Raw genomic sequence first — 21,160 nt, 5'->3', positions numbered from 1 at the left:
TCCAGATTATGCCCGGTCGGATCAGTCGATCTGGAGTTCGCCCATCTCGTCCCAGCTCGATCCTTCGACCTTGCGGGAGATGATCTTCGGAGTGCTGACCAGCATCGGACGCATGGTTTCCAGTCCATTCGCGAAGTGTTCGGAATTGACATGGCGACTGGCGGCATCGTCGTCGAGGAAGCCCTCGACGAGCAAATACTGGTTCGGGTCGTCCACGCTGCGATACCAGTCGAACCACAGGTTGCCTTCTTCGCCCCGGGTGGCGTTCGTGAATACGGAGTTCAACTCCACAAAGTTCTCGACGAATTCGGGTTTGACTTGGTACTTGACCACGATGAAGTACATGCGGCGATTCTAGCCGCCTTGGACTATGCCGGGTTGTGCCCGCAGTGGTCGGCCCATCTCGCGATGGCGGGCGCGTCCACATAGTCGTGGGTGGCGACTCCGGGAATCGTCTCGAACCACCAGGTGCCGGGAGTGTGACCGGTGACAAGCCCAAGAGCATCGCTGGCTTCACCCACCGGATCGTGCTCATTTTGTACCGCGGTCAGCGGCGGCAATCCCGGCAGGTATCCGGTCGCTTCCGGGCTCTGCTGCCACATCGCAAGCGGCATACCCATGAAGACTTCGCCGGATGGTCGGATACCGCCGCGTCCGATCGCAAGGGTTGCGATCACGGTGCCGATCGACTTCGCGACGATGACGGGGCTCGTCAGGCCTTCGGCCAGTTTGGTGGCCGCCGTCACCTCACTCTCGACATCGGTGACCGCGGTCTGATCCAGCCAATTGGCGTATTCGAGAGGTACGACCCGGTGCCCGAAGGCCGAAAGGCCGTCTGCGATCTGATGCGACCACTCGAGATGACGTGGGGTCTGTCCACCGAGCAAGAGAATATCCATGACTCAACGGTAGTGCGCCCCTTGCGTCCATACCCTAGGGGGGTATGGTGGTTGACATGAGCGTGGACGAATGCGAGATGCACGGGCATCACCATGGCTATCTCAACGATAAGGACGCCTACCTTTCGAGGTTGCGCCGGGTCGAGGGTCAGGTGCGCGGCATCGCGCGGATGGTCGAGGACGAGAAGTACTGCATCGATGTGCTGACCCAGATCTCGGCTGCCACCAGCGCCCTGCAATCCGTGGCGCTCGGCCTGCTGGACGATCACATGAACTCATGCGTTCTCGACGCCGCTAAACAGGGCGACGATGCGGCCAAGCAGAAGCTGGACGAGGCCAGCAAGGCGATCGCGAGATTGGTCCGTTCTTAGCTCGACACGAGAAACAACACCAAACCCGGAAGGTACCACCATGATCACCAATTACGTCGTTACCGGAATGACCTGCGGACACTGCGTGAACCATGTCACCGAAGAGGTCTCGGCCATCCCCGGCGTCACCGATGTGAAGGTCGAGCAGGCCGGCCCGATGGCTGTCACCAGCGACGCCGCCATCGACCTGGCGAAGGTCGAAGAAGCCGTCGCCGAAGCGGGCGACTACAAGGTGGCGCTGGTCTGATGTCAGTAGGGACGACAGACGGCGTCCGGCCCGAAACGCCTGCCCCGGCGAGTCAGATCATCGAACTCGATGTGCAGGGCATGACCTGTGCTTCGTGTGCGGCACGTATCGAGAAGAAGCTGGGCAAGCTTGGCGGAGTGCAGGCGAGCGTCAACTACGCGACCGAGAAGGCCCATGTGGTGGCTCCCGCCGAGCTGACCGCCGATGATCTCATCTCGACCGTGCAAGCTGCGGGATACGACGCCGCTCTGCCCGTCCCCGACGCCCCGCCGCGCGACCGGGCGGCCGAGATCAAGCGCCGCCTGATCACCTCGGCGGCGCTTGCGGTGCCGGTCATCGCGATGGCGATGATCCCGCCGCTGCAATTCCCCGGCTGGCAGTGGGTCAGCCTGGTGCTGGCCACCCCGGTGGTCACCTGGGCCGCCTGGCCGTTCCACCGCTCGACCCTGGTGAATCTTCGCCACGGCGCGGCCACCATGGACACGCTGATCAGCCTGGGCACCAGCGCCGCCTATATCTGGTCGCTGGTCGCTCTGATCTTCGGCAACGCCGGCATGATCGGCATGACCCATCACTGGACGCTCAGCCTCTCGCACGACCACGAGCTGAGCTCGGTCTACTTCGAGGCCGCGGTCGGCATCATCACATTCATCCTTGCCGGACGCTATATCGAGGCGCGTTCCAGGCAGGACGCCAGCTCCGCGCTGCGTGCCTTGGCCGAGGTCGGCGCCAAATCGGTGACCGTGCTGCGCGATGGCGTAGAGGTGACGTTGCCGATCGAAAAGCTCGGGACCGACGATGAGTTCATCGTGCGTCCGGGTGAGAAGGTGGCCACCGACGGTGTGGTCGTCAGCGGCGATTCGGCCGTCGACAACTCGGTCATCACCGGCGAGTCACTGCCGGTCGACGTGCATCCTGGCAGCACTGTGGTGGGCGCGTCGGTGAACACGACCGGACGACTGGTCGTCCGCGCGACGGCGGTCGGCTCCGACACCCAGCTGTCGCAGATCGCCCATCTGGTGGAGCTTGCCCAGACCGGCAAGTCCCGTTCGCAGGCGCTGGCCGACAAGATCTCCGGCATCTTCGTGCCGATCGTCATCTCGCTGGCGCTGATCACTCTGGTTGTCTGGCTGCTGCTGGGTGAGTCGGCGACCTTCGCGATCACCGCCGCGGTCTCGGTGCTGATCATCAGCTGCCCGTGCGCGCTTGGGTTGGCGACTCCGACCGCGCTGTTGGCCGGATCGTTGCGGGGTTCGCAGTTGGGCATTCTGATCCGCGGACCGGAAGCTCTCGAAGAGGCGCACCGCATCAAGGTGATCGCCCTCGACAAGACCGGCACCATCACCGCGGGTCAGATGAGTCTGGAAACGGTCGTCCCGGCCGAGGGTGTCGGCGCCGATGAGGTGCTGAGGCTGGCCGCGACTCTGGAATCGGCGTCCGAGCACCCGATTGCGAGAGCGATCGTCAGGGCTTATCAAGGCGATCCCGCTGCTCAGCAAAGTATTAGCGATGGGCAAGCGAGCGAGGACCAGCCGTTGATGTCACCAGTGCTTGCTGAACTTCAAGATCCCGAATCCAAGCTGAGCGGCACGCCGGTACTGCAAACTTTGGAAAACTTCAGCAATGTGCCGGGCCGGGGCGTCCGGGCGACCGTCGACGGGCAACCGGCAGCCGCCGGAAATCCTGCCTTGATGGCTGACCTCGGCCTCGACGTTCCAGAACCGTTGACTCGGGCCGCCCAAGACGCCGCGAAGCGGGGTGCCAGCACCGTTCTGGTCGCTCACGCGGGCCGGGTCATCGGCCTGGTCGGGGTGTCAGACAAGGTGGATCCGGGCGCGGCCGACGCCGTCGAGGCGCTGCACGGGCTGGGTCTGACCACGGTGATGGTGACCGGCGACAATCAGGCCGCTGCCGAATACGTGGCTGCACAGGTGGGCATCGACGGCGTGCGCGCCGAGGTGCTGCCGGGCGACAAGTTCGATGTGGTCACCGAGCTGCAGCAAGACGGCCAGACTCCGGTCGCGATGATCGGCGACGGCGTGAACGACGCCGCCGCGCTGACTCAGGCCGACCTGGGCATCGCGATGGGGTCGGGCACCGACGCAGCGATCGCCGCGTCCGACCTGACGCTGATGCGCCACGATCTGATGCTGGCCGCGGACGCCATCCGGCTCTCCCGCCGGACGCTCAACACCATCCACGGCAACCTGTTCTGGGCGTTCATCTACAACGTGTGTGCGATCCCGGTCGCCGCGCTGGGCTACCTGAACCCGATGTTCGCCGGTGCGGCGATGGCCTTCAGCTCGGTATTCGTGGTGACGAATAGCCTGCGGCTGCGCACCTGGAAGCCCAAGCACTGATCGGCGGCGATCCAAGCGGTGTCTTTGCCCGAGGTTGTATTGCCCTTTGCGCTACTGTGAACTACAGTTGACGCATGGTGGAGGTCGTCAAGAGTACGACGTTTGACCGTTGGCTGACCAGACTTAGGGACCGGCAGGGTGCTGGTCGTATCTTGGCAAGGATCGATCGTCTCTCTGCTGGTAATCGTGGTGATGCGAAATCGGTCGGAGCCGGGATTTGGGAGTTGCGCATCGATTATGGGCCCGGATATCGGGTCTACTACTTGCAACGTGGTTCCCGGCTGATTTTGTTGCTGTGTGGTGGCGACAAGTCAAGCCAACAGCGCGATATTGAGAACGCGCACCGCATCGCTCGGGAATGGATAAGCAATGAATGATTCGGCTGAGCAATTTAGCTCCTATGACGGTGCCGACTATCTGAGTAGCCTTGGCGACGCTGCTGCCTATCTGGAGGCGACGCTCGAAGATAGCGACGATCCGGCCCTGATCGCGAATGCGCTGGGTACGATTGCCCGCTCCGGCAATCTCAGCCAGCTTGCCCGCCGAGTGGGCATGAGCCGGGAGGGGCTCTATAAGGCGCTTTCCGCAGACGGTAATCCTAGCTTTGCCACCATTATGAAAGTCGCGAGCGCGCTGGGACTCAAGCTTCACTTCGAGACGGTCAGTTGATGAGTATCGAGGTTGCGGGAGAGCTGAGCATGGCCGATATGGCCGTTATCAAGGTTCCCCGCGCCGTTCGTGATGATGTTCGTGATGCGGCTCGGGCAGCAAACCTGACGCCCGGTCAGTTGATTGAGCAAATGCTTCAAGCACGCCGGCATACTGAGTTGAGGACTGCTCTCGAGACCGAGACACCGGACCACGAGTACCTGGACGACCTTGCGGAGGTCGATGCAGTGCTCCTGCCGGATACTGAAGAGAGCATTGCGCAGTATGAGGCCGGTGAATGACCGGTCAGATTGTTCGAGGCGATTCTGCATGGGCCCGCTAAGCGGTCGCCCGGTGGGCACCGGGATGACCGCGCCTGCGGATGCACGGGGCCTTTGCCCGGACCATGTATGCGCCGCAGCGCGGCTCCGAACGCACTTTGAGGATCTGCTCAGGGTCCGAACTGGAGGCGACACGTCGCAGCGCGGCCTTCAAGGCGCGCTCAGGATCGAGCTCGCCGGTGTCGGGATCCCAGGCCTCCTCGAGCGCCGCAGTGATCTCGTCCGCTGAGAGCCGCTCGGCCACTTCGCGGGTAAGCGCCCCTGTTACGACCGCAGCCTTGACGAGGCCGGCAGATGCCGGTTGCGGCTGGTAGTCCCACAACTCGAGGCCGAACCGCTCCGCGGTGTCCTCGAAGATCTTGAGAAGATCCCAGATCTGTTGCTCCAGGGAGGGATCGAGGTGCCCACAGCAGAGCAGGGCATTGACGGCGTCGTAGACGCGGGAGTCGGTCCGTCGTCCGATCGCCACGACCTGGATGAGTCCGGTTCCGGCACTGGTAACCGTACTGCGGAACACGATGCGGTAATCACCGCGCAAGGTCGTCGCGGTATTGAATCCGGCGAGATGATCTGCGGCATTGCGGTTGGATAGTGGGTGCTTTCCCCATGGTTGCGTGAAGAGCGCGACGACATCGTCCAGTACCTCGTCTCGCTGAGAGTCGGTGATGTTGTCGATCATCCATTCTGTGACGTCGTCCGAGATGACGACTTCGGCTTGATCGCCGGGAAAATGCTCACCGGTCAACATGCAGACGCTGCCTGGCGTCCTCGACGGATCGAAATGTCGCGCCCTCGGCGACGAGATCCGTAACCCCACTGATCAAACGGTTCGCAGCCTCCCTCAGAGCGCGCTGCAGTTCATCGAAGTTCTCAGGGCTCATGACAACGGCCGTCGACTTGCCGTGGTTGGTGAGGACGACAGTTTGATCGCCGGCCTGCTCTGCGAGGTAGCCGGCACCCTTCTTGGTGGCAAGGGCGGCAGGCACATGAAGAACGGCGGACATGCACCAACTGTAGCAAAGAGATGCTTAAAAGTTCGAACTATCGGTACGGGGCGAACCGAGACGGGCTGGGCAGAGGAAACCCGGAAAAGCGAACTCCCCGCCGGACTGAACACGGCGGGGAGTTCGCCACCCCGTGGAATAGACGCTTACTTGGCGTAGGTCTTCTTGGCCCGCTCCAGACCCGAGACGTAACCCGAACGCGCGTACTCGTCCGCGTCCGCCCCGGCCGGAACAGCGAGCATGCCGCGAGCCTGATTGAGGGTCAGCTGGCGGCGGTTCAACCATGAGGTCACACCGTCGACCAACTGGCCGGCATACGAACTGCCGTTGCGTACCAGCGCCGCGGTTGTCATCACTACGTCGGCACCGGCCAGTAGATACTTCACCACGTCCTGGGTGGTCTCGACACCGGTACTTGCGGCCAGCGAGGCACTGACCCGGCGATACAGCGCGGAGATCCAGCTGCGCGGCAGCTTCGCCTCGTCCGGATTCGACAGATCAAAGCCGGAGATGACCTGAAGCTGATCGAGATCGATGTCGGGCTGCAAGAACCGGTTGAACAACACCAGCGCATCCGCGCCGGCCTCGTCGAGCCTGCGCGCCATCTCGCCGAAGCTCGAGAAGAACGGGCTCAGCTTCACCGCGACCGGGACGCTGACCTTCTGCTTCACGTCCGCCACGATGTCGACGTACCGCTGCTCGACCTCGCGGCCCGAGACCTGCAGATCTTCGGGCAGGTAATAGACGTTCAACTCGATACCGGACGCCCCGGCGTCGACCATCCGACGGGCCATGCCCGACCATTCGCCCTTGGCGGAGCCGTTGAGGCTGGCGATCAGCGGCACGTCGATCACCGGCGCCGCCTTCTCGATCAGCTGCAGATAGCTGTGCACCAGGCCCGACTCGTTGCTCGGCTCGGTCGGGAAGTAGCTCAGCGCCTCGGCGAAGCTCTCGGCGCTGCGGTCCATCATCTCGGTCTCGCGCGCAGCCTCGTGACGGATCTGCTCCTCGAACAGCGAGTACATCACGATCGCGCCCACGCCACCACCGGCGAGCGATTTGATGCCATCGAGCGTCTGACTCAACGGACCGGCCGAGGCCACCAGCGGATTGCGCAACTGCAAACCCATGTAGCGGGTCCGCAGGTCGTTGATGGCCTCCGGGGCGGCCGGCTCCTCGTCCTCGATCAAGGCGGAGGCGGGAGCCAACTGGTCGGTGGCATTGCTGCCCATCGCCGATTTCAGCCGGGCCGACTCTGCAGCGGCTTGCAAGGCATCGGGATCGAACTCCACCATCTCAGGCCTCCTTGCTGCTGGTGGCGGGCACCGCGCCGGCGTTGCCGTTGACGGATTTGCGGGCATCAGCGCTGAACATCTCGGCCGGACGACCCGCCATCTGCTCATATTCGGCATAGCGGCGCAGCACATGCTGCTGACCGATTTCGAGCAGCCGCTCGGCCTCTTCCGGGTCGGACTGGGTCAGCATCTTGAAGCGCAACTCGGACGAGCGGTACTCCTTCAGCGTGATCCGCGGACGAGGCGAGTCGAGCAGGAACGGGTTCATGCCCTCGTCGCGCAGCACGGGGTTGAAGCGCATCAGCGGCCAGTGCCCGCAGGCCACCGCCTTGTACTGCTGCTCCAAGCCCTTGCGCATGTCGATGCCGTGGCTGATGCAGTGGCTGTAGGCGATGATCAGGCTCGGGCCGTCATAGGCCTCGGCCTCACGGAACGCCTTCAGCGTCTGCTGCGGATCGGCGCCCAGCGCGACCCGGGCCACATAGACGTGGCCGTAGGCGACAGCCTGCATGGCCAGATCCTTCTTGTTGGTCGTCTTGCCGCCGGTGGCGAACTTGGCGACCGCGCCCAGCGGGGTCGACTTGGACGATTGGCCGCCGGTGTTCGAGTAGACCTCGGTATCCATCACCAGCACGTTCACATTTCGTCCGGACGCCAGCACATGGTCGAGACCACCCGAGCCGATGTCGTAGGCCCAGCCGTCGCCACCGATGATCCACACCGAGCGGCGCAGCAGATGATCGGCGACCGAACGCAGATCATCGACCAGCGGGCCGCTCAATTGATCGAGCTTCTCGTAGAGCTTCTGCATCTGCCGGTACTGAATGCGCAGTTCGTGCATGCTTTCCTGCGGACCGCTCAGCAGGCTGTCGACCAGCGCATCGTCGTCGATATCGGCACGCAACTGCTCCAGGCGCCGCTTGGCCAGCGAATTGTGCAGGTCGGCGGCCAGCCGCATGCCCAGCCCGAACTCGGCGTTGTCCTCGAACAAGGAGTTCGACCAGGCGGGGCCCCTGCCGTCCTCGTTCTTCGCCCAGGGTGTGGTCGGCAGGTTGCCGCCGTAGATGGACGAGCAGCCGGTCGCGTTGGCGACCTGCAGCCGATCACCGAACAGCTGGGTCAGCAACTTCAGATACGGGGTTTCGCCGCAACCCGAGCAGGCACCCGAGAACTCGAACAGTGGGGTGAGGAACTGCACACCACGCACCGACGAGAAGTTGACCCGGCTACGCTTCGGCCGGGGGATCTTCTCGAAGAATTCGACATTGTTGCGCTGCTTGCTTCGTTCCAGCACCGGCGCCAGGTTGATCGCCTTGCGCTGCGGCTGACCGATCGGGGAGACCGGGCAGGCCTCCACGCACAGGCCGCAGCCGGTGCAGTCCTCGGCGTAGATCTGCAGCGTGTAACGCGAGCCGGGCAGGCCTGCCGCGTCCAACGGTGCCGAATCGAAACCTTCGGGCGCACCGTCGAGAGAGGCAGCCGGGTAGTGCTTGGCACGGATCACGGCGTGCGGGCAGACGAACGAGCAATTGCCGCACTGAATGCAGGTTTCGGGGTCCCACACCGCGATGATGTCGGAGATGTTGCGCTTCTCATAGCGGGTCGTGCCGCTCGGGAAGGAGCCGTCGACCGGCAGCTTGCTGACCGGAAGGGTGTCGCCCTTGTCGATCAGCATGGTCGCTGTCACGTCCTGCACGAAATCGGGGGCGGACGCCGGCACCGGCGCAAGATAGCCGTGATCGCTGGTGGCGGTTTCGGGCACCTCGATCTTGTGCAGGTGCGCGACTGCTTCGTCCACCGCGACATGGTTCTTGCGGACGATCTCCATCGACTTACGCGAGTAGGTCTTGGTGATCGACTGCTTGATGCGTTCGATCGCCACATCGGAGGGCAGCACACCCGAGATCGCGAAGTAGCAGGTCTGCAGCACCGTGTTGGTCCGCCCGCCCAGGCCTGCGGTACGGGCCACCTCGTTGGCGTTGATTGCATACAACAAGATGTCGTTGTCGATGATCTTCTGCTGCATCGGGGCCGGCAGATGATCCCAGACCTGGTCGGCCTCGAAGGGGGAGTTGATCAGCAAGGTGGTGCCGCTGACCCGCTCGCCGGCTTCGTTGTAGATGGCCTTGCGGGCGAACTCCAGGACGTCGATGCGTTCCAGGATCGACCAGTGGTGGCAGCCGATGAACGACGCCTTGTTCACCAGATAGGGGGCCTTGATCGGATCGGGACCGAACCGCAGGTGGCTGGTGGTCCTGGACCCGGACTTCTTCGAGTCGTAGACGAAGTAGCCCTGGGCGTAGGTGTCGGAGTCCGAGCCGAGGATCTTGATGGTGTTCTTGTTGGCGCCGACGGTGCCGTCCGAACCCATGCCGTAGAACACGGCCCGCTTGGTCAGCGGATCCTCCAGGTCGATGTGCGGATCGTAGTCGAGCGACAGCCGGGTCACGTCGTCATTGATGCCGACGGTGAACCGCGGACGCGGGTTGTCGCTGCTGAGCTCGTCGAAGATCGCCGCGGCCATGGCCGGGGTGAAGTCCTTGCTCGACAGGCCGTAGCGGCCGCCGATGATGCGAGGCATCGTCTCGCGCTTGCCCATGCCGACAGCTTCCGCCAACGCTGCGGTGACATCGAGGAACAGCGGCTCGCCCTCGGAGCCGGGCTCCTTGGTGCGGTCCAGCACCGCGATCTTCTTCACGGTCTGGGGAATGGCCGCGAGAAGCTGTTCGGTGGGGAACGGACGATAGAGCCTAACGATCAGCACGCCGGTCTTCTGGCCGGATTCGTTCAGGTACTTGACCGCCTGCTGGATCACCTCTGCGCCCGAACCCATCACGACCGCGATCCGGTCGGCGTCCGGGGCACCCACGTAGTCGACCAGGTGGTATTGGCGCCCGGTCAGACGCGCGAAGTCGTCCATGGCCTGCTGCACGATACCCGGTGTGGCAAGGTAGAACGGGTTCGCGGACTCGCGTCCCTGGAAGTAGACGTCCGGGTTCTGCGCGGTGCCGCGGATGAACGGGTGCTCGGGGCTGAGCGCCCGGCGGCGGTGCTCGCGCACCAGTTCGTCCGGGATCATGGCGCGCAGCACGTCGTCGCTGAGCATCATGCAGGTGTTCAGCTCGTGGCTGGTGCGGAAGCCGTCGAAGAAGTGCATGAACGGCACGCGCGAATGCAAGGTGGCGTTCTGCGCGATCAGCGCATTGTCGTGGCATTCCTGCACCGAGGTGGAGGCCAGCATCGCCCAACCGGTCTGGCGGGCCGCCATCACGTCCTGATGGTCGCCGAAGATCGACAGGCCCTGGGTGGCCAGCGAGCGGGCCGCGACGTGCATGACGGTGCTGGTCAGCTCGCCGGCGATCTTGAACATGTTCGGGATCATCAACAGCAATCCCTGAGATGCCGTGAAGGTCGTCGACAGCGCTCCGGCCTGCAGGGCGCCGTGCATGGCGCCGGCGGCGCCGGCCTCGGACTGCATCTCCATCACCGAGGGCACCTCGCCCCAGATGTTCGGACGATCGAAGGCCGACCATTCGTCCGCGAGCTCTGCCATCGGGGAGCTCGGGGTGATCGGATAGATCGAGCAGAGCTCGTTGACCCGGAAGGCGACGTCGGCCGCGGCAGTGTTGCCGTCGACGATGGAGCGCACCTCGGTGGGCTCGGCGGCGGGCTCGTCGCGGTCGAGGTTGGCGACCGGATCCTCGGCACCCAGCATGTTGGGGTGGGGAGCAGGAATCTTGTTGTCGGTGGTCGTGGTTGTCATCACTTCTCCGCAATCATTTCGATAGCGTGCGCCGGGCACTGGTCGTAACAGGTTGCACAACCTGTGCATTTCTCGTAATCAAAGCGATATCTGTGGCCCTTGCCGAGCTTGATGACGGCGTCTTCGGGGCAGGCCCCCAAGCAGCCGTCGCACTCGAAGCAGTTGCCGCAGGAAAGGCAACGGCGGGCCTCGAAGTTGGCCTGGTCTTCGGTCAGACCCTGCACGATCTCGTCGAAATCGGCGACGCGCTCACTGGGATCAAGTTCGGACTGGATGCTGCGCGGATGATCGCCGAAGTACCACAGGTGCAGGTCGTCGAAGCCGACACCCGGGTGCTTGACGGTCGGCAGCACCCGGCGGCGGTTCAGCCAGGCGTCGATCATCTTGGCGGCCTTCTTGCCATGCCCGGTGCCGACGGTGACGGTGCGCTCGGAGGGCACCGCGTCGCCACCGGCGAAGATGCCGGGCACGTCGGTCATCAAAGTGGTGGGATCAACCTGGACGACATCGTTGACGAATTGCAGGCCGGGCAGGCTGTGCAGGAATCCGGTGTCGGCGACCTGGCCGACAGCCATGATCACGGTGTCGGCGGGCAGCTTCTCGAACTTGCCGGTGCCATGCGGCTTGCCCCACTCGTCGAGCTCCATGATCTCGACCTCGATGTCGTCGGCATCGACCTCGTTGATGGTGCGCAACCAGTGCACCTTGACGCCCTCTTGCTCGGCGTCGGTGAGTTCCTCCGCGTGGGCCGGCATCTGCTCCTGGCTACGGCGGTAGATGATGACTGCCTCTTCGGCGCCCATCCGGCGGGCGGTGCGGGCAGCGTCCATGGCCGTGTTACCGCCACCATAGACGGCGACTCTGCGTCCGATCTTCGGCTTCTCGCCGGACGCGACGTTACGCAGGAAGTCGACGGCGTCGACCATCTTGCCGGCGTCCATGCTGGGGATCTCGACGCGCTTCGACAGGTGAGCGCCGACAGCGATGAAGACCGCGTCGAAATTGCCCTCGCGCTGCTCTCGCAGCAGGTCTTTGACGGAGTGGTTGAGGACGATCTTGACCCCGAGGTCTTCGACCCGCTTGATCTCGGCATCGACGACGTCGCGGGGAAGCCGGTATTCGGGGATGCCGTAGCGCATCATGCCGCCCGGCTTCTCGCCGGCGTCGTGAATCTCGACCTCGTGGCCGACCCTGGCCAGATGGTAGGCGGCCGACAAGCCCGACGGCCCGGCACCGATGATCAGCACCCGGTAACCGGTGTTGTTGCGGGGCTTGCTGAAGTGCCAATCGTTCTCGATGGCCTGGTCGCCGAGATAGCGCTCAACCGAATGAATGGAGACCGCGGAATCCAGGTCGCGGCGGTTGCAGGCCACCTCACAAGGGTGGTAGCAAACCCGGCCGTGAATGGCGGGGAAAGGATTGTCACGGGTCAGCTGCCGCCACGCGGCTTCGGCTTGGCCCTCCTTGATCAGCCGCAGCCACTCCTGGATGTTCTCGCCCGCGGGGCAGGCGTTGTTGCAGGGCGGCAGCAGATCGACATAGATCGGCCGGCGACTGCGAACCGGGGTAACCCGGCCGGTACCCTCGGCCAGATCAGGTAGTTGGGTTATATCTAGTTGACCGTCGGTCGTCGTCATCGCAAAATCCCTGCCCTCGATGATCGCTTCGGTACACGATCACCGGGGCGGAATCATTTGCCCTTCCGCTGATCAGTTGCGACCGCGCACCTGTCACGAATGCGTTCTTGGCGGTCACTTTACTAGTGCTCAATTGCCTAGTCGGCTAAGGGTATCCTATCTTTGCCCGTGCTTACTGACGGGTCTTTAGAGCTTCCTCCAACCGGTCCACCTTGCCGGTCATCTCGCCGCTGTAGCCGGGCCGGATGTCGGCTTTGAGGACGAGCGAGACCCTGGGATCGGATTCGCCGACCTTGTCGCAGGCCTTCTTGATGACGGCCATGCATTCGTCCCAGTTGCCCTCGATCGTAGTGAACATCGAGTCGGTGTGGTTGGGTAGCCCTGATGCGCGGATGACCTCGACAGCGGCGGCGACCGCATCGTGCACGGCGCCATCGGGGCCGGATCCGGATGGAGTGATAGAGAATGCGACTAACATGCCTTCAGCCTAGTTCGGATCGAAGGTGTGAGCCGGTGGCAAGTGATGATTACGCCTGCTGCGCCCTGGAACATCGGGGCCGGCGAATCGTGTGCGAGGACTTCCGCCCTTGAACCCTGAGGCGACTCTTCAAAGATCTGTCGGGCCCTGTCTGGCGCGATCGCAGGAGTATCGCGCGCCGTGGTTGGCGTGGCTTGGATCCCGTAATGCGCCATTTGTTGTGACAATCTCCAAAAGTTTCCTGCTTTCTGCTACGGCCTGACGCGGGTGGTGGAAGAGCCGGTGGACGCTGGGATTCGGCATACACTTGCGGCCGTGCCCGAAGGTCATGTCATTCACCGCCTCAGTTCGGCGATCACCGCCAGATTCGGGCACCGTGAGGTTCAGGTGGCGAGCCCGCAAGGGCGGTTCGCTGCAGCGTCCGCTCTCTTGAACGGCACCGAGTTGGTGTCCGCGGATGCGGTGGGCAAGCATCTGCTGATCGATTTCGAGGGTGGACGAACGGTCTGGATTCATCTCGGGTTGATCGGCAAACTGTGGTTCGTCCCGGTCGATGGGGTGGTGCCGCATCCTGCGACCCTGCGGATGCGCATCGCGGACCCGACTCAGGCCGCGGATCTGCGCGGGCCGCAGTGGTGCCGTTTAATCGACCCGGCCGAGCGCGATGCGGTGGTCGCTTCGGCGGGTCCCGACCCGTTGCGTCCGGGCGCCGACCCCGAGCGTGCCTGGAAGAAGGTGCATGCCAGCGGTCGTCCGATCGGCGTGCTGCTGATGGATCAGAAGGTGTTCGCCGGAGTCGGCAACATCTTCAGGGCCGAGGTGCTGTTTCGGCACGGCATCGATCCGTTGCTGCCGGCCAAGAAGCTCCCTCGCGATATCTTCGATTCGGTATGGGCCGACCTGGTCGTGCTGATGGCCTACGCCGTCAAAGCCGGCAAGATCGACACGGTTGCGCCCGCACACATGCCCGAGGCGATGGGACGCCCGCCCCGCGTCGATGCGCACGGCGGCGAGGTTTACGTCTACCGCAGACTCGGAGAACCCTGCTGGGTCTGCGGCACTCCGGTTGCAGGTGCCGCTCTTGCCGGACGCAATCTCTACTGGTGCCCCTCATGCCAGCCCGCCGGCTCCGTGGGCCACGAGGTGGAGTTGTAGCTAACCAACCGGATACGCGAACCGCACCTTTCGCTGGTCGACGTCGACTTCGGCCAGCCGGACCTGCACCTTTTGGCCCGCAGGAACTTCACCGCGGCATTGGGCGATGACCGGAGGCTCGTAGACGAAGATCTCGCTGTCATGTTGTTCGTCGCCGTCGCGCAGCAGGCCGGCGTCGTAGACCTGACCGATGCAGTCTTGCAGCGCGACCGCCTCGGCAAGGTTGATGCAGGAGTTTTCGACATCGGAGGCGATGCGTCCGGAGCGAGAGAGCAGGCCCGGCAGCTCGGGCAGGGCTTCGGCGATATCGGCGGGGAGGTTACCGCTGAGATGGGTGGTCTCGTCGTCCAAGCGTGCCCAATCGCCACCGAAGGCCAGGCAAATCTCGCTCACGAATCGGTCGCCGAGCCGGCGGATAGGCGCGGTTGCGTGCGCGTAGGTACCGGCCACGCCGGCGTGCCAGGCTTCCGGCTGCGGCGGCCGGGACGAGAAGGCCAAATACCCTGATCCCCGGAGCAGCTTGGTAGCGGCAGCATTCAGAGCCAGGGCGGCAGGGTCGGCCAGATCCAACCGGGCCAAGATTTCGCCCGGCGGGAAGCCATCGATGATCCGGACGCCGAGGGCCTTTGCTGCTGCCCGGAATTGTGATTTTGCCGCGTCGCTGGGTGCGGGCAAGGTGCGCAACAGGCCGGCGCCTCCGGCGAACATGATCCGGGCTGCGGCGATCCCGGTAGCCAGTGAGCATTCGCTGTTCCACGCGTCCATCTGGGTGCGGGGTTCGAGGCGTAGCTGCCAGCCGTCAGGGGTACGGACGAGGTCCTGCTCCGGCAAGTGCAGTTCGATAGCGCCGCGCTCGCGGGCGCGTTGTTGCCTCATCGTGCCGAACTCCGGCAGATGTTTGATCGGTTCGGGCAGGGATTCGGCACGGTCGTATCGGGCCTGCAAACTGGGGTAGTCGAGGCGGGCCCGGACGCGCACCATTGCCCGGCGGACCCGGGCGCTAGTCAACAGGCCGGTGCCGTCGGTTTCGATCTGCCAGAGCACGGCGGGGCGGTCTTCGCCTGCGACCAGGCTCGCAGTCTGCTCGGTGAGGACGCGTGGATAAAGCGGGATGTTTCCGCTGGGCAGATAGATAGTCTCCCCGCGTCTCTTCGCCTCGGCATCGAGGGGGCTGCCCGGAGCTACGAAGGCGCCCACGTCGGCGATCGCGTAATAAAGGGTGAAGCCATCGTCGCCTGTTTCGGTGCCCTGCTCGATGCGGACGGCCTGATCGAGATCCTTGGAGCCGGGTGGGTCGATGGTGACCAGTTCGAGGTTGCGCGCATCAATGCGCCCTTCGCTGAACCGATCGGACGCCCGGCTGGCCTCGTCCTCCAGCTCCGGTGCGAAGGCCTCACTCAACTCGAATTTTTCGATGATCGCACTGAAGTCGAGATCGGCCATCGTCATCGGGACACTCATGGCCTGAGCGTACCCGCGCTGCTGAGCCTGCGGAGGGCAATCACTACGAGGTAAAAATCAGCCGACGGGATCGTGGTGATCATGACAGGATTCCAGTGACAGCAAACTAGAATAGTGCTGTCATCGCGATCTTGGAGGTGTTCTGGTGGCGGTATATACGGTGAGGAATGTTCCGGAAGACGTCCATCGCGCTCTAAAGGCTCGCGCCGCGCAACACGGGCACAGCGCGGAAGCAGAAGTCCGCGAAATCTTGGCGGAAGCGGTGCTTCCCGCACGGAGGATCCACCTGGGGCGCGCTTTGGCTGACCTTGGGCGCGATCTTGGGCTCACCGATCGTGACATCGACGAGATCGAGGCCGTGCGTGACCAGACTCCGGCGGAACCGATTGAGCTGCCGTGATTGTTCTCGACACGAATGTGATCTCAGAAGTGATGCGCCCGAGGCCGGAGGCGCGAGTGCAGGCGTGGTTGGATGGCCAATCCATCGACACCTTGTATGTCTCTAGTATCACTGTGGCGGAGCTACTTTTCGGTGTCGGCGCCTTGCCGGTCGGCGCGCGAAAAGATCGCCTACGGAAAGCTGCGGACGGGCTGTTGGCGCTGTTCGCCGGTCGTGTGTTGGCGTTTGATCAAGAATCCGCGCGTCGCTACGCAGAAATCGCCGTAGACGCCCGCAGATTGGGCCGCAGTCTTGCGGTAGCGGATGGGTATATTGCCGCGATTGCTGCTTCACGGAGTTTCGCGGTGGCGACTCGCAATGTGTCAGATTTTGAGTATGCAGGTGTCGAGATAATCAATCCCTGGGATTGAGGTGCAGTCCGAGCTTCACGCTGATGATGATCAGCCTGATCACCCCGACTGCTAAACCGATCCACATCACATAGCTCAGCACGCCGCTCACAGCTTGTTGCGGATCAGCCGTGGTGTCCACACGGGAGGACTGTGTCAGGTCGGGGGTGCCGACGTTGACCCACAGGGTGCCGAGTGATGCTCCTGCTGAATCGACGGCTTCCATGACGGCGTTTTTCAGGTTCTCGATCGCGTCACCGACAACTGCTTCGCCGACTTGGTTCATAACGCACTTGACCTGGCCGGGGGCACATACCATTGCTGGTCACTCTCCCCAGTCCACATATCCAGCGAGATCGGGGATCTGTGCGAGTCGCAACGGATTTACCGAGTCCGTTGGAGACATTTTCCAGTCCCCGTTTTCCCACACCAGGTCATAGACGCCTGACATATACACGGTCCTGCCATCTACCATCGAGCTGAATGCAAGATCAACACGTGCGTCGCCCGCGTTGTATGAAAGAAGACGGAACCCCTCGATTCTTAGTTGGGCCGCCGGATCTGAGTCGGTGCCGGCCGCTGCCTGATCCAGCAGTTGATCTCTGATTGGGCAGTCAACCGAAACGAAATAGTTCATCCAAGCCAGATATGCCTCGAAGTCTGTAGCGGCCATCGAGCCTTGAATACCTGCATTCGCAGCACTGAAGAGGGCTCCTTCGGGGGTGTGTTGGTAGCACATTCTGTAGCCGTCGCGGGTGTCTGCTGGCCCGTATTTGGGTGAGGTGGGGTAGGCGTCGATGTCTTGGTATTGCCAGGTGGTTTCGGGCGCGGTCGTGAGTGTGCCGGTCAGCACTTCCCCATCGAGACCACAGATGCTGGGTTCGCTGGCGGTGGTGCTTTCACCAGTGGTCGCGGCTGTGGTGGCTGGTGGCGCCTCGGGTTCGGGCTTGTTTCGGGTGATGCCGACGATGACGCCGGCTACAACGATGAGCGCGATGACGAGGGCGGCGGCGATGAAGCCTGGCCGGGTGAATGGACTGTGTTGCGGGGTATCGGTGGACATGACGGTGTCATCCTGCGAGTGCGTCCACGAGGAAAGCTGCCGTTATCACGATCGCCCTGTCGAGGTTGAATTCACTGTGGGTTCCTTATCACTGGGTGGGGGTGGCCACACGTCAGCGTCGTCGCGCGTGGTACATCACCTGAGATCATCTTAGAGAGACGGTGGCGAGAAGATCCGTCGGGTCACAGTTCTCGTGCGAGAGAGCTGGAGAAGGTACCGGGGATGAAAGCGACGCATCTACAGGTAAAAAGTGATATTTGACGCAGAAGGGAGTGGGTAGACGCGCGCGATCAGACTGTCGATAGACCTCTTAATGGGGCGCCTCATCTGTACCGCATTGCCAAGGAGGCATCACGGCGCCTGGATGCGGGTGGTACCTGCGGCGGTGATGGCGTACTGGTAGCCGTGTTTGGTGTTCCAGATGAACACGCCGGGGCTGGGTTGCTCCAGGTGGCAGCTGCCGCTGGTCTTCGCCCTGTGGGCTTTCCTCGATAGGGGCCCGAGGTTGCCGAGGTTAGTTTGCCCGGCCGGTGCGTTCGGACCGCGCTGGAACGGGACCGTGTGATCCATGTCGCAGCGACTCGAGGGAAGGGTTCCATAGGGGAAGACTTCGATCAGGTTGCGCTGCTCGATGGCGAACCGCATCCGGCCGGGCACCTGGTAGGCGTCCGACGGGCTGATCTGCTCGGGGTCGAGAATCGGCCGGACGACCACTTTCGAGTCTTTCAGGAACTCGGGAAGTTGCTCGGTCAGGAGAGGTCCCCAGCCGTCGACGCGGGCGGTGCCGGGTGCCAGGTCACAGGCATTGATGTGGACGACCAGCGTGTGGGTGGGCATGGTGGTGTGCTGCCACGGGTGCGGGCGTGCTGAAGCGCTTGCTGGCATGCTGGGATCGGCCGGGACCTGTGGCGAGTTGCCGGAACGGTGCGCAGTCCCGCCCTCGCTGGTAACTGGTGCTGGTGTCGTGAGGAATTCGGGTGGGTCGGGTAGTTCGGGTGGCCCCCAGTAATCGGGGTCATCCGGCGGTGGACTTGCACTGCTGCCCTCATCATGGGCAGGGCTGTTCCCGAAGATCGCGCCGCGCCGTTCCCGCCAGGTAGATTCTTGGTCCTGCGACCTGTCTGATGGTGCAGGTTGCCGGTGCGGAGGGGTTGTTGGTCGAGCCGGTTTGGCCGAGTCCGCGTTCTTGCTCGTGTTTTGGGCAGAGTCGTCCCTAAAAACGGCGTCGAGTTTGCGTCGCCAGGTAGATTCTTGGTCCTGCGACCTGTCTGATGGTGCAGGTTGCCGGTGCGGAGGAGCTGTTGGTCGAGCCGGTTTGGCCGGGTCCGCGCCCTTGTTCGTGTTCTGGGCAGAGTCGTCCCTAAAAACGGCGTCGAGTTTGCGTCGCCAGGCGGGGCGCTGATCATTCGGCTCGCGGGAACTGACGCCTCGTTCAGGTGTGGGGGCCGGTTGCGCACTGGCAGGAGCGCTATCGCCTGCTGATTCATCGAAGATGGTGTGCCAGCAGGTACTGAATTCGGGTGGCTCTGGTTCGGGTGGTTCATCGGGCGCTGGCGGCCCGTGGGTGACCACCACTGCGGGGTCGGCGCCAGGCTGCTGATACTGCCGGCACAAGATGCCCAATGCCCGGGCGCGGCGCTGGTCGAAGTCGTTCCCGATGAGCGGGTCCGGGTGCTCGGGCAGAGTGGTGGCGATCTTCTTCAAAATGAAGTCGAACAGGAGCCCGTCTTCGGGGTTGACGATGCCGAAGATCTTCACGTGGCCGTCGTCGACGGCGCTGATTTTGATGAATCGTTGCAGGCGTTGGGCTTCGGCTCGTTTGCGGGCGGTTTCCACGTCGGCGGCGATGATGTGCTCTTCGAGTAGCCGCATGGCTTTGGCCGTGGTGTGGTATTCGAAGATCGGAGCAACTTTTTCGTCCACTTCGAGGCAGACGTCGAGAGGCAGGACCCAGCAGCATTTGACGACTTCTTTGGCTTTCCAGATGTGGAGATTGCCTGCGATGACGCGCCGGAACATGTGGGGGTGTCGGTGTCTGAGGTCGAGGGCGAATCCGATCTGGTCGAGTGCTGATTTCGGGGTGACTTGCAGCAGTGGCCCGAGCTCCAGCGCGACGAATTCGCCGACCGAAGGGGTGCCATCGTGGCCGGGGGTGATGAGACGTTCCATGCCTTCGAACACGACCTCGTCGTCCATCTTCCAAAGGTCTGCAGTGTGAAGGATAGCGATCAATTCGGCGACCTCGTACGCCCGTTTTTGCCGGTGCGCGTAATCAAGGGCTGCCACGGCTGCGGCCTCGCCGGCCGGACGAGTCAGGGCCTCGGTGCCACACAACGGGTCGGCGTCGGCGAGGGCTGTCATATCAGCGGTGCCGACGCCATGGCTGGAGGTAGAATCCCGGTCGGCTCGCGGAGGTTGAATCCGCCCGGTCCCCGGCGAGTTAATTGTTGCGGCGCCAGGCGAAGAAGCAGAGACGCCGGATGTCGTGTGAGAACAGGCCGAGTTCGAACGTGCTGCGTCCGGTATCTCGAATGGGAGCACCGCAGGCTCAACCGCCGCACTGGTCGGGCGGCCGGCCACCGGTTCACGAGTGCTGGTGTGCTCCATGACAAGACTCTACTCGAACACACCGACAAAAACTGGAGGATCGAGCAATAAATCGAAAAAAGATTCGAGAGAGTTTGCCCGTGTGATGAGAGTACTGGGGTGCACTGAATAAGCAACGGCAAGGTTGAGAGGACCCGGGTCCGCAACTCTCGGATGTGTCCCACATGCGCCGCTAGCCTGAATGAATGGAGCACCTGATCAGGCTCGACGAGACGTGGGCGCTTTCGGCCATCCCGCTTTCGTCGGGCACGGATTCACATCCGCGTTGAAGCTGGTGCAGCAGGCCATCATGACCACCGTGCTGGGCATCGCATGACGTTCTCAGATTGGCGTAGCCAACCGGTCGTAGGGCTCTCAGCTGAGCAGAAGCGCTTCACGCATCCCGGACGCGTCCAGCCAGTGACCGAAGACCGGGCCTTCCGGCTCCAGGAGCTTGGCGCGGTCGAAGGGCACCGGCACCGGGTCGAAACCGATGTCGTCCACGAACTCGCTGACGATTGTGCGAGCGTCCGCGTCGTCCGAAGCCACCGCCATTGCGCGTCTGGGGGAGACATCGCCGGAGCGGGCGTCCGAGGTGAAGTCGTGGTAGCTGAAGTGGTTGAGCGACTTGACCAGCCGCATCTTCGGGTTGTGTGCGGCCAGCAGGGCGCTGGTGGAATCCGGCCATGCGTCCAGCTCGGGCATCGGGCCGTCGACGTAGGGCCAATGATTGGTCGGATCGAGCACCACCTTGCCGCTGAGGGCTGACAGGTCTGCATGGGATGCGGCGCCGAACGGCACGGCCAGTAACACGATGTCGGCGGCGTTCAGCAACTCGGGCAGGCTCACGAACGTGGCGTCCGACGAACCCTCGGCAAGCGTGGCACCGGCCACCTGATCGACCGGAGCCACGTCATAGAACAAGACCTGCCAGCCGGAATCGGTGGCCAGTCGTCCGATGGCGGTGCCCACTTTGCCGGCGCCGATGATGCCCAGAACCTTGCTCATAATGGCCGCAACGCTACTCCAGGCAATGCGGGTTTGGACGGCGTACTGTATTTTG

Annotated in this window: 23 protein-coding genes; 10 read left to right on the top strand and 13 right to left on the bottom strand. The window is 63.3% G+C overall.

Annotated elements, in window-relative coordinates; translation table 11 throughout:
* Nucleotides 1-21: 21 nt before the first annotated feature.
* Nucleotides 22-345 (bottom strand): putative quinol monooxygenase, encoded by a 324-nt coding sequence (locus QQ658_RS12860; protein ID WP_286025235.1) that lies wholly within the window; start codon nt 343-345, stop codon nt 22-24.
* A 23-nt stretch (nt 346-368) separates the two neighbouring features.
* Nucleotides 369-899 (bottom strand): hypothetical protein, encoded by a 531-nt coding sequence (locus QQ658_RS12855; RefSeq protein ID WP_286025234.1) that lies wholly within the window; start codon nt 897-899, stop codon nt 369-371.
* A gap of 56 nt (nt 900-955) precedes the next feature.
* On the opposite strand from QQ658_RS12855, the gene QQ658_RS12850 reads away from it, so the two are divergent.
* The 6 genes from QQ658_RS12850 (at nt 956) to QQ658_RS12825 (ending at nt 4,827) form a co-directional block, all read left to right on the top strand.
* Entirely contained in the window at nt 956-1,270 is a 315-nt protein-coding gene (locus QQ658_RS12850) for a metal-sensitive transcriptional regulator (RefSeq protein ID WP_286025233.1), read from the top strand.
* Between the two features lie 40 nt (nt 1,271-1,310).
* Nucleotides 1,311-1,517, top strand: a complete 207-nt coding sequence (locus tag QQ658_RS12845) for a heavy-metal-associated domain-containing protein (RefSeq protein ID WP_286025232.1) — start codon at nt 1,311-1,313, stop codon at nt 1,515-1,517.
* Complete coding sequence (locus tag QQ658_RS12840) at nt 1,517-3,877, top strand: heavy metal translocating P-type ATPase (RefSeq protein WP_286025231.1); 2,361 nt, start codon at nt 1,517-1,519, stop codon at nt 3,875-3,877. The genes QQ658_RS12845 and QQ658_RS12840 overlap by 1 nt, the downstream gene beginning before the upstream one ends.
* A 74-nt stretch (nt 3,878-3,951) precedes the next feature.
* Nucleotides 3,952-4,254 (top strand): type II toxin-antitoxin system RelE/ParE family toxin, encoded by a 303-nt coding sequence (locus tag QQ658_RS12835; protein WP_286025230.1) that lies wholly within the window; start codon nt 3,952-3,954, stop codon nt 4,252-4,254.
* Nucleotides 4,247-4,546, top strand: coding sequence for an addiction module antidote protein (locus QQ658_RS12830; protein ID WP_286025229.1), 300 nt, complete (start codon nt 4,247-4,249; stop codon nt 4,544-4,546). Before QQ658_RS12835 ends, QQ658_RS12830 begins: the two co-directional genes overlap by 8 nt.
* Entirely contained in the window at nt 4,546-4,827 is a 282-nt protein-coding gene (locus QQ658_RS12825; RefSeq protein ID WP_286025228.1) for a hypothetical protein, read from the top strand. Before QQ658_RS12830 ends, QQ658_RS12825 begins: the two co-directional genes overlap by 1 nt.
* Nucleotides 4,828-4,864: 37 nt before the next feature.
* Here the strand turns inward: QQ658_RS12825 and QQ658_RS12820 are convergent, their stop codons facing one another.
* The 6 genes from QQ658_RS12820 to QQ658_RS12795 form a co-directional block, all read right to left on the bottom strand.
* On the bottom strand, nt 4,865-5,614 hold the full coding sequence (locus QQ658_RS12820; protein WP_286025227.1) for a hypothetical protein: 750 nt from the start codon (nt 5,612-5,614) through the stop codon (nt 4,865-4,867).
* Complete coding sequence (locus tag QQ658_RS12815; protein ID WP_286025226.1) at nt 5,601-5,870, bottom strand: type II toxin-antitoxin system prevent-host-death family antitoxin; 270 nt, start codon at nt 5,868-5,870, stop codon at nt 5,601-5,603. Before QQ658_RS12815 ends, QQ658_RS12820 begins: the two co-directional genes overlap by 14 nt.
* 146 nt (nt 5,871-6,016) lie before the next feature.
* Entirely contained in the window at nt 6,017-7,024 is a 1,008-nt protein-coding gene (locus QQ658_RS12810) for a dihydroorotate dehydrogenase-like protein (protein WP_286027116.1), read from the bottom strand.
* A 142-nt stretch (nt 7,025-7,166) separates the two neighbouring features.
* A complete protein-coding gene (gene nifJ / locus QQ658_RS12805; RefSeq protein WP_286027115.1) occupies nt 7,167-10,880 on the bottom strand; it encodes a pyruvate:ferredoxin (flavodoxin) oxidoreductase in 3,714 nt (1,237 codons plus the stop codon).
* 47 nt (nt 10,881-10,927) lie between these two features.
* Nucleotides 10,928-12,565 carry an NAD(P)-binding protein gene (locus tag QQ658_RS12800; protein WP_286025225.1) on the bottom strand — a complete coding sequence of 546 codons (1,638 nt, stop codon included), beginning with the start codon at nt 12,563-12,565 and terminating at the stop codon, nt 10,928-10,930.
* Between the two features lie 172 nt (nt 12,566-12,737).
* Entirely contained in the window at nt 12,738-13,043 is a 306-nt protein-coding gene (locus QQ658_RS12795; RefSeq protein ID WP_286025224.1) for a thiamine-binding protein, read from the bottom strand.
* 315 nt (nt 13,044-13,358) lie between these two features.
* Here QQ658_RS12795 and QQ658_RS12790 point away from each other — a divergent pair, with 315 nt between their 5' ends.
* Nucleotides 13,359-14,198 carry an Fpg/Nei family DNA glycosylase gene (locus tag QQ658_RS12790; protein ID WP_286025223.1) on the top strand — a complete coding sequence of 280 codons (840 nt, stop codon included), beginning with the start codon at nt 13,359-13,361 and terminating at the stop codon, nt 14,196-14,198.
* Here QQ658_RS12790 and QQ658_RS12785 read toward each other — a convergent pair whose 3' ends face one another.
* The gene (locus tag QQ658_RS12785) at nt 14,199-15,659 is read right to left on the bottom strand and encodes an RNB domain-containing ribonuclease (RefSeq protein WP_286025222.1); all 1,461 of its coding nucleotides are present in this window, start codon (nt 15,657-15,659) and stop codon (nt 14,199-14,201) included.
* A gap of 145 nt (nt 15,660-15,804) precedes the next feature.
* On the opposite strand from QQ658_RS12785, the gene QQ658_RS12780 reads away from it, so the two are divergent.
* On the top strand, nt 15,805-16,059 hold the full coding sequence (locus tag QQ658_RS12780; RefSeq protein WP_286025221.1) for a FitA-like ribbon-helix-helix domain-containing protein: 255 nt from the start codon (nt 15,805-15,807) through the stop codon (nt 16,057-16,059).
* Complete coding sequence (locus QQ658_RS12775) at nt 16,056-16,469, top strand: type II toxin-antitoxin system VapC family toxin (RefSeq protein ID WP_286025220.1); 414 nt, start codon at nt 16,056-16,058, stop codon at nt 16,467-16,469. The genes QQ658_RS12780 and QQ658_RS12775 overlap by 4 nt, the downstream gene beginning before the upstream one ends.
* On the opposite strand, the gene QQ658_RS12770 is transcribed toward QQ658_RS12775, so the two are convergent.
* The 3 genes from QQ658_RS12770 to QQ658_RS12760 all read right to left on the bottom strand — a co-directional run bounded on the left by QQ658_RS12770 (nt 16,453) and on the right by QQ658_RS12760 (nt 19,872).
* Complete coding sequence (locus QQ658_RS12770; RefSeq protein WP_286025219.1) at nt 16,453-16,734, bottom strand: hypothetical protein; 282 nt, start codon at nt 16,732-16,734, stop codon at nt 16,453-16,455. The two genes, QQ658_RS12775 and QQ658_RS12770, sit on opposite strands and share 17 nt — an antisense overlap.
* Before the next feature lie 39 nt (nt 16,735-16,773).
* Nucleotides 16,774-17,511, bottom strand: a complete 738-nt coding sequence (locus QQ658_RS12765; RefSeq protein ID WP_286025218.1) for a DUF8175 domain-containg protein — start codon at nt 17,509-17,511, stop codon at nt 16,774-16,776.
* A 351-nt stretch (nt 17,512-17,862) separates the two neighbouring features.
* Nucleotides 17,863-19,872 carry a DUF222 domain-containing protein gene (locus QQ658_RS12760; RefSeq protein ID WP_286025217.1) on the bottom strand — a complete coding sequence of 670 codons (2,010 nt, stop codon included), beginning with the start codon at nt 19,870-19,872 and terminating at the stop codon, nt 17,863-17,865.
* 427 nt (nt 19,873-20,299) lie between these two features.
* Here QQ658_RS12760 and QQ658_RS12755 point away from each other — a divergent pair, with 427 nt between their 5' ends.
* The gene (locus tag QQ658_RS12755; protein ID WP_286025216.1) at nt 20,300-20,434 is read left to right on the top strand and encodes a hypothetical protein; all 135 of its coding nucleotides are present in this window, start codon (nt 20,300-20,302) and stop codon (nt 20,432-20,434) included.
* A 38-nt stretch (nt 20,435-20,472) separates the two neighbouring features.
* Here QQ658_RS12755 and QQ658_RS12750 read toward each other — a convergent pair whose 3' ends face one another.
* Entirely contained in the window at nt 20,473-21,105 is a 633-nt protein-coding gene (locus tag QQ658_RS12750) for an NADPH-dependent F420 reductase (RefSeq protein WP_286025215.1), read from the bottom strand.
* Nucleotides 21,106-21,160: the final 55 nt, after the last annotated feature.

This window comes from Propionimicrobium sp. PCR01-08-3, assembly GCF_030286045.1.
GTDB lineage: Bacteria > Actinomycetota > Actinomycetes > Propionibacteriales > Propionibacteriaceae > Brooklawnia.
This window is presented reverse-complemented; position numbering and strand designations above follow the sequence as displayed.